This window comes from Subtercola vilae (assembly GCF_004923255.1).
Taxonomy (GTDB): Bacteria; Actinomycetota; Actinomycetes; order Actinomycetales; family Microbacteriaceae; genus Subtercola; species Subtercola vilae.
The window spans coordinates 1-6041 of record NZ_QYRT01000074.1 but is presented as its reverse complement, the minus strand read 5'-3'; the positions used below and the strand labels follow the sequence as shown (position 1 = coordinate 6041).

The window sequence follows — 6041 nt, the reverse complement described above, 5'->3', positions numbered from 1 at the left end:
GATGCCCGCATGCTCGTATCCGTGGGAAATTCTCGCCTCAAGCGTCCAGCGATTTGCTCGGGCGAGAACCTGTCTCGTAGATCTTTGATCACTCGATCGCGCAGCAGCCCCCGAATGAGCAGCTGTGCGGGTTTGGGTCGACGGGTGTTGTTGAACGCGATCCGGTGCGCGGTCGTTGCCCGGTACGCCCATTGCCCGTTCTTGCCCCGGTTCAGCTCCCGACTGATCGTTGACGGTGAACGGCCCAGCCGTCCAGCGATCCGCCGGGCAGACACGCCTTGTGCGGTGAGGACCATGATCTCTTCCCGCTCGGCATACGTGAGCCGTAATCCCCGTCCTGGCTGCGCGGACGCGGGCCGGACGCCGCCGTGCTCCGCGATGAGTTTGAAAACCGCGGTGTGTTTCCAACCGATCCGTGAAGCGATGTTCTCGCCCCGGAAACCGTCCGCCCGCAGATCCCATAACTTGGCCGTCACCTCCGGGACCAGCCGCTCCGAAAACCTCGCCACATCTAAAACCACAACCATCCTCCAAATCTGCCAGATGGTGCGTTCACCCCTTGAACCTCCCTACGTTAGGCAGCGTTTTCTCGGTGGGCTGGCGTAGTTGAAGCTCCGAATTCCGTGTAGAAGATGACCGTAAGAGGATCCTCCAGTGCGCGCCCAGCGATCCGGCATCGACTGAATTCGTAGCCCGAGGCTGCCACCGGGATTCTTAGCTTGCCGGCCAGTCGCCGGACGGGCTTGGTGAGGTTAATCCGATCAATGATCGCTCACCACATCTGGGACTGCAGGTCCCGCAGGGATGGGGGCTTCGCAGCGGGGCTGTTCACCAAACGCGGTTGTGAATCCCGCCGCGTCGTGCGGATCATGACCCGCTGTGGGGGGGGGAGGGACCATCTCATCGACATCTAGTGTCGTCATCACGGCACCTTCACCGCCCGCCGTATCAGGCCAGAAACACCGAACTCGAGACAAACCCGGCGGCCCGGGCGAACCCCGGTTTGGGAGAACCTGACACTCCGATGGTCCCGTGCTCGACCGTCAAGGTTGTGACGCGCTGATCGCGATCAGCCCACCGATTCCGACGATGTAGAGCAAGAGCACAATGAACGAGTCGGTGCCCATGCCGAGGATTCGCTTCTCAGGCCTGAAGATCAGGCCGATGGCGTAGACGAGCGTGAGGAGGATCGCCAGCGCGGTGAGGTAGATGTCGCTTGCGTTGGCTTGGGGTAGTACTGCTCTCCCGGAGATCACGGTTGCGACGAGGAAGAGTACGGGCAGGAACGCGTTCCCGCCGAAGATGTCGCTGATCGCGAGGTCGTCGTCGTTTTGTTTGATCGACTGCAGCCCTGTCGATATCTCCGGCAATGATGTTGCCAGGGCGAGCACGGTGGCGCCAAACAGTACCCCTGATAGGCCGATTTGTCCGGAGGCTGCATCACCGGTGGTTTCCAGAGTGACGCCGGCGATCAGCGTGGCGATGGCGGCTGCGGCGAAGACCAGCACTGCCCGTCTGGTGCTGATGGTCTCGGTTTTGTCGTTCGTGGTTCCGGCGCTGCTGGAATGTGTTCGGTGGCCGCGCGTATGGGGGTGGCACCCGGTGCGTCGCCGCTTTTCTGCCACGGCAGCCGGTGGCTTGCTTGTTGTACGAGGAACAGGCCAATGATCCACAGTGCCGTTATCAGCACGACGTCGGGGGTGAGCCGGGCGAATTCGAGGCCCGCCGGGAGTTGGCTGCCAGCAATCACCACATCAAGAACGGCGATCACGACGAGCGCTTCAAGTACGAGTGTCAGCGACGCCGCGCGGTAGGTGAGTGGTTTGACGTTCCTCCCGCGCTTACCGAATGCGTCGGGCACGACGAGGACGACGGTTTGCAACGCGATGCCACCGAGGATGTTACCGACCGCGACATCAAGACTGCCCGATAGGGCGGCGCTGACGGTGATCGCGATCTCGGGAAGGTTCGTGGCAACCGCGAGAACGTTCAGTCCGCCGCGCGCGCTCCCCAGCTGAAGCCGAGAGTCCAGAACGTCCGTCATTTTCGACAGCTGGATGCCAGCGACCCAGTCCACACCCCCCCACAAAGACCAGAACCAGCAACCACAACGGAAGCTCACTCATGCGTGTAACCACCACCAAGCCGCGCCGGCCCGTGCAGGGCTGGCGCTTCGAGTCTCGGGTAAGGCCAACCGGGGAGGCCGCGAGGACTGGTTTTCAGCGAGGTCGAGCTCCGCTTCTTTTCTGAATTCGGGGCGGTCAGTGTTCGGCCTTGGGGTAGTTTCCGTGCCGGGTCCGAGCGTCACGGACGAGAGGGTTCTGGCCGTCTCGTTGGGCGCCGATGTAGGTGCCTTCGACGTCGGTGTCGGGGCCGTGTCCGTCGGATTCGGTATATTGTCCTGGCACTTCCCGGAGGTGCGCGGGCTCGGGTTGTCTTTGCGTGTAAGCGCCTTCGACATCATCGCGGGGCTCACCGCCATACGGGTCGGCATCGTTCTTGTGAGTTGAAGGGCACATTCCACCATCTCCTTTATTTGCGTTATCGCAAGTATTGCACTGCGCAACGCTGACGGGAAGGTGAATACTTACTTCATGAGCCAAGCGGATGCGGTCCAGGACACAAGGGTGATGATCGATGCGGCGCTCACTGCGGCAAACGTCATGATGCGGGTCGCTGCGAGATCGGTGCTGGAGGTCGAGGACCGGGTCACCACTCCTCAACTTCGCGTCCTGATGCTGATCGCCCTGAATGGACTGCAAAGCCTCGGATCGGTCGCCGCCGAGCTTGGCGTGCACGCCTCCAATGCCACCCGGACCTGTGAGAAGTTAGTGCAAGCCGGGCTGATCGCTCGCTCTGACGATCCGGCGGACCGAAGATTCATTCAGCTCGAGTTGACCTCGGACGGCGCAGGTCTCGTTGAGCAAGTCCTCCGCCACCGGCGCGAAGCCATGGCCGATGTCTTTGCTGCGATGTCACCCGGCGAACAGTCTGCGGTCACAGCGTCCCTTGAGATCTTCGCGCGCGCCGCCGGCGACGAGCCCAGCCGCGACGGCCGGTTCACCTTCACTTTGGAGCCTTGAAAAACGCAGAACGCAATCGTTGCGCAAGCGCAGTTGAATCGCCTAGCATGTAGTGCCGCCACGAACCGACGTGACAGGTAGCCGCGAAAGGAAACCTGCGTTCTCGTGACACTCGCCGACGGAGGCTTCACCGGCCCCTCGATCAACGACTTCTTCCCGCCCGCGCTGCTCTTCGCGGGCACCCCCTTCGAAATCAACAGGGTCATGCTGGTGCGATTCATCGCAACCGCCGCGATTGTGCTTGTCTTCTGGCTCGGAACACGACGCATGAAAATCGTCCCCGGCCGGTTCCAGAGCCTCGTCGAGATGGGGCTCGATTTTGTTCGGGTCAACATCGCAGAGGATCTTCTCGGCAAACGAGACGGGCGACGTTTCCTACCCCTGCTGACCACCATCTTCTTCATGGTGCTGTTCTTCAACCTCACCAGCGTGATACCTGGACTCAATATTGCAGGGACATCCGTCATCGGGGTGCCCCTGGTTTTAGCAGTTGTCAGCTACTGCACCTTCATCTACGCCGGTATCCGGCACAACGCACGCGGATTCTTCCGAAATGCACTCTTTCCGCCCGGGGTACCCTGGCCGCTGTACATCATCGTCACACCCATCGAGATCGTGTCCACTTTTGTTGTGCGTCCCATCACACTGCTCCTGCGGCTGCTGATGAACATGATCGTTGGACACCTCCTTCTTGTGTTGTTCTTCACCGGAACTCAGTGGCTGCTGTTCGAAGCCCCAGCCATGTACAAGGCACTCAGCGTCGGCACGCTCGTGTTCGGGTTCGCCTTCACCCTGATGGAAATCCTCGTCGCGGTGCTTCAGGCCTACATCTTCGCGCTCCTCACCGCTGTCTACATCCAACTCGCCGTCGCCGATGACCACTGATCTGGACCACGTCCGCCCCGACGACACCCCAGCCGAACCGGCGACGCCGGAGAAGGTCTGGAACTCGATGCTGGACGGGAATACGCGGTTCCTGACCGGAGTCCCCGAACACCCTCATCAAGACGTCGAGCGCCGCAACGAGCTCCGGAGCGTACAGATGCCGGTAGCTGCTCTGTTCGGTTGCAGCGATTCCCGGTTAGCGGCGGAGATCATCTTCGACCTCGGACTCGGTGATCTCTTCGTGATCCGCAATGCCGGACAGGTCATCGGGGATTCGGTCATCGGGTCGCTGGAATATGCAACAGAGATCCTGGGTGTACCGCTTATTGTGGTGCTCGGTCACGACGCGTGCGGCGCGGTCTCGGCGGCGATCACTGCGCAACGTGCCGGCGCGCCGCGGCTACCCCCGCACATCGAGCACCTCATTGAACCCATCCTCCCGGCCGTACGACGTGTTACCGACTCTCTTGATCCTGCACGCACAGGCGAGGAACCGTCACCCGTTGATGTCGGGCGGGAGCATCTGCGAGACACGGCGGCTGAACTGCTCAACCGGTCACCGTTGATCGCTCAGCGGGTCGCCGATGGCAGGCTGGGTATCCTTACCGCCAATTATCACCTTCACAACGGCCGCGTCACAGCTGACACGGTCCTCGGCTTCGGAGTGCGCAGCGCGCCCGCGACAGCGACAGCGACAGCGACAGCGACAGCGACAGCGTAGGAGTCTGCTGCACGGATAGGTGACAACCAAACTCTGGGCAAACCCGAGTGATCAGCGCCGGGTGCTTCATAGAAAGCTTCACCCCACATGGAACTAGCTGCTGGGGAGACCGGTTTAGCGCAGCTACTCAGACGCCCCCAACACTTCCATGATCTTCGCCACAGACGGTGTGTACGACTTGCGGTTCATCATCTTTAGCTGCCGCAGATGAGGCAAATCTGCGAGTGGGGACAGATCCCCATCGATAATCATCGTTGATTCATACGCATACAGCCTTTTTAGCAACTTCAGCGTTCGTAAGGGGGTCAATGAATCGATGGGACCCAGATTGCCTATGTTAAGAAATTCCAGGCCCTGGCACGCCTGTAACGCCTCGAGCGACCCAACCGACTTGCATGACTCAATCTGTATTTCTTTGATCAGATTGGGGGCAAGCTCGCGCAGCTGGCTCATGTCCGTGAAGGTTCTTGCCCCGTATATGCCGAGCGATGAAAGGCTTGGAAGAAATTCGATGCCTGACAAAGTGCGGATCTTGGGTATGTTATCTAACTCGAGTGATACCAGACCGAGATGCATGCCGATTGGGCGGAGATCTTCGCCGGCATAGCGAGAAATGACTGCGATGCGCAGATCTTCTACCTGAGCAACGCTGTCTTTGATGAGCGACCAGTCAACGCGAATGGTTTGAATTTGCGGCAGAAGAGCAAGATCTAATCTTGACCTGGTTGAAACCTCAATGCTGAGGTACTGAAGTGTTGATGCCAATCGATAGACCGGGGATATATCCACCGTTGTCCGAGACAGGATCGAAAGTTTCCGAATATTCAGCCCGGAATGCAAGAAATCCAGACTACGTTCGCTGTATCCCAGAGCATAATTCAGCGAGACGCTGTCAACATCGAACTCCGTCAGCGCGGCCTCGACTGCGCTGTTCCAAGGGCCCGAGACGCTCAGTGTGCGTCCTTGTAAAGCAGAATCATAGATCGTGAAATATTCGCCTACGAGCTCTGGGGGCTGTGGTTTCATCCCCGACCGCCTCCTGCGGGTCTTGAGTAACCTTCGGGCATCAAGCCTATCCGTGCATCACCAATCGGATTCACTCTATTGAGCATCTTGTTGTCAACACTCAGTGCATCTTTCTTGAGCTGCTCCGCGACTTCGCGAGCGGTCTTCCCGCCGGATATCCCAAACCGTTCTGGGGGCGTTTGAGAAAAAGGAGCTTGGCCTACGGCGGATTCAAGCAGTGATTGCACCACTTACTCTGTGGATGGTGTTGATCGATATGTCTGGACGGTTCTCCGAGCGAATGCTCCCTGACGTCGTTACGAAGCTGTGGGACCTCCGGGAGGTGG

Annotated in this window: 7 protein-coding genes; 3 read left to right on the top strand and 4 right to left on the bottom strand. The window is 59.7% G+C overall.

What is annotated here, in order from left to right:
* The 3 genes from D4765_RS18545 to D4765_RS19875 all read right to left on the bottom strand — a co-directional run.
* Nucleotides 1–527 (bottom strand): helix-turn-helix domain-containing protein (locus tag D4765_RS18545; protein ID WP_136643793.1); only part of this gene is annotated, 527 nt, incomplete at its 3' end.
* A gap of 516 nt (nucleotides 528–1043) precedes the next feature.
* Nucleotides 1044–1508: a hypothetical protein gene (locus tag D4765_RS19880; protein ID WP_237280561.1), complete on the bottom strand. Its 465-nt coding sequence runs from the start codon at nucleotides 1506–1508 to the stop codon at nucleotides 1044–1046.
* A complete protein-coding gene (locus tag D4765_RS19875; protein WP_237280560.1) occupies nucleotides 1472–2044 on the bottom strand; it encodes a hypothetical protein in 573 nt (190 codons plus the stop codon). The genes D4765_RS19880 and D4765_RS19875 overlap by 37 nt, the downstream gene beginning before the upstream one ends.
* Before the next feature lie 550 nt (nucleotides 2045–2594).
* On the opposite strand from D4765_RS19875, the gene D4765_RS18535 reads away from it, so the two are divergent.
* The 3 genes from D4765_RS18535 to D4765_RS18525 all read left to right on the top strand — a co-directional run bounded on the left by D4765_RS18535 (nucleotide 2595) and on the right by D4765_RS18525 (nucleotide 4689).
* Nucleotides 2595–3083 (top strand): MarR family winged helix-turn-helix transcriptional regulator, encoded by a 489-nt coding sequence (locus D4765_RS18535; protein ID WP_237280559.1) that lies wholly within the window; start codon nucleotides 2595–2597, stop codon nucleotides 3081–3083.
* A gap of 105 nt (nucleotides 3084–3188) precedes the next feature.
* Nucleotides 3189–3968: a F0F1 ATP synthase subunit A gene (atpB, locus tag D4765_RS18530; protein ID WP_237280558.1), complete on the top strand. Its 780-nt coding sequence runs from the start codon at nucleotides 3189–3191 to the stop codon at nucleotides 3966–3968.
* On the top strand, nucleotides 3958–4689 hold the full coding sequence (locus tag D4765_RS18525) for a carbonic anhydrase (RefSeq protein ID WP_201799373.1): 732 nt from the start codon (nucleotides 3958–3960) through the stop codon (nucleotides 4687–4689). Before atpB ends, D4765_RS18525 begins: the two co-directional genes overlap by 11 nt.
* Before the next feature lie 123 nt (nucleotides 4690–4812).
* On the opposite strand, the gene D4765_RS18520 is transcribed toward D4765_RS18525, so the two are convergent.
* Nucleotides 4813–5715, bottom strand: coding sequence for a hypothetical protein (locus tag D4765_RS18520; RefSeq protein WP_136643792.1), 903 nt, complete (start codon nucleotides 5713–5715; stop codon nucleotides 4813–4815).
* Nucleotides 5716–6041: the final 326 nt, after the last annotated feature.

Coding starts and splice junctions, on each gene's coding strand:
- D4765_RS19875 (WP_237280560.1), bottom strand. CDS start 2,044: ATGACGGACGTTCTGGACTCTCGGCTTCAGCTGGGGAGCGCGCGCGGC.
- D4765_RS18535 (WP_237280559.1), top strand. CDS start 2,595: ATGAGCCAAGCGGATGCGGTCCAGGACACAAGGGTGATGATCGATGCG.
- D4765_RS18525 (WP_201799373.1), top strand. CDS start 3,958: ATGACCACTGATCTGGACCACGTCCGCCCCGACGACACCCCAGCCGAA.
- D4765_RS18520 (WP_136643792.1), bottom strand. CDS start 5,715: ATGAAACCACAGCCCCCAGAGCTCGTAGGCGAATATTTCACGATCTAT.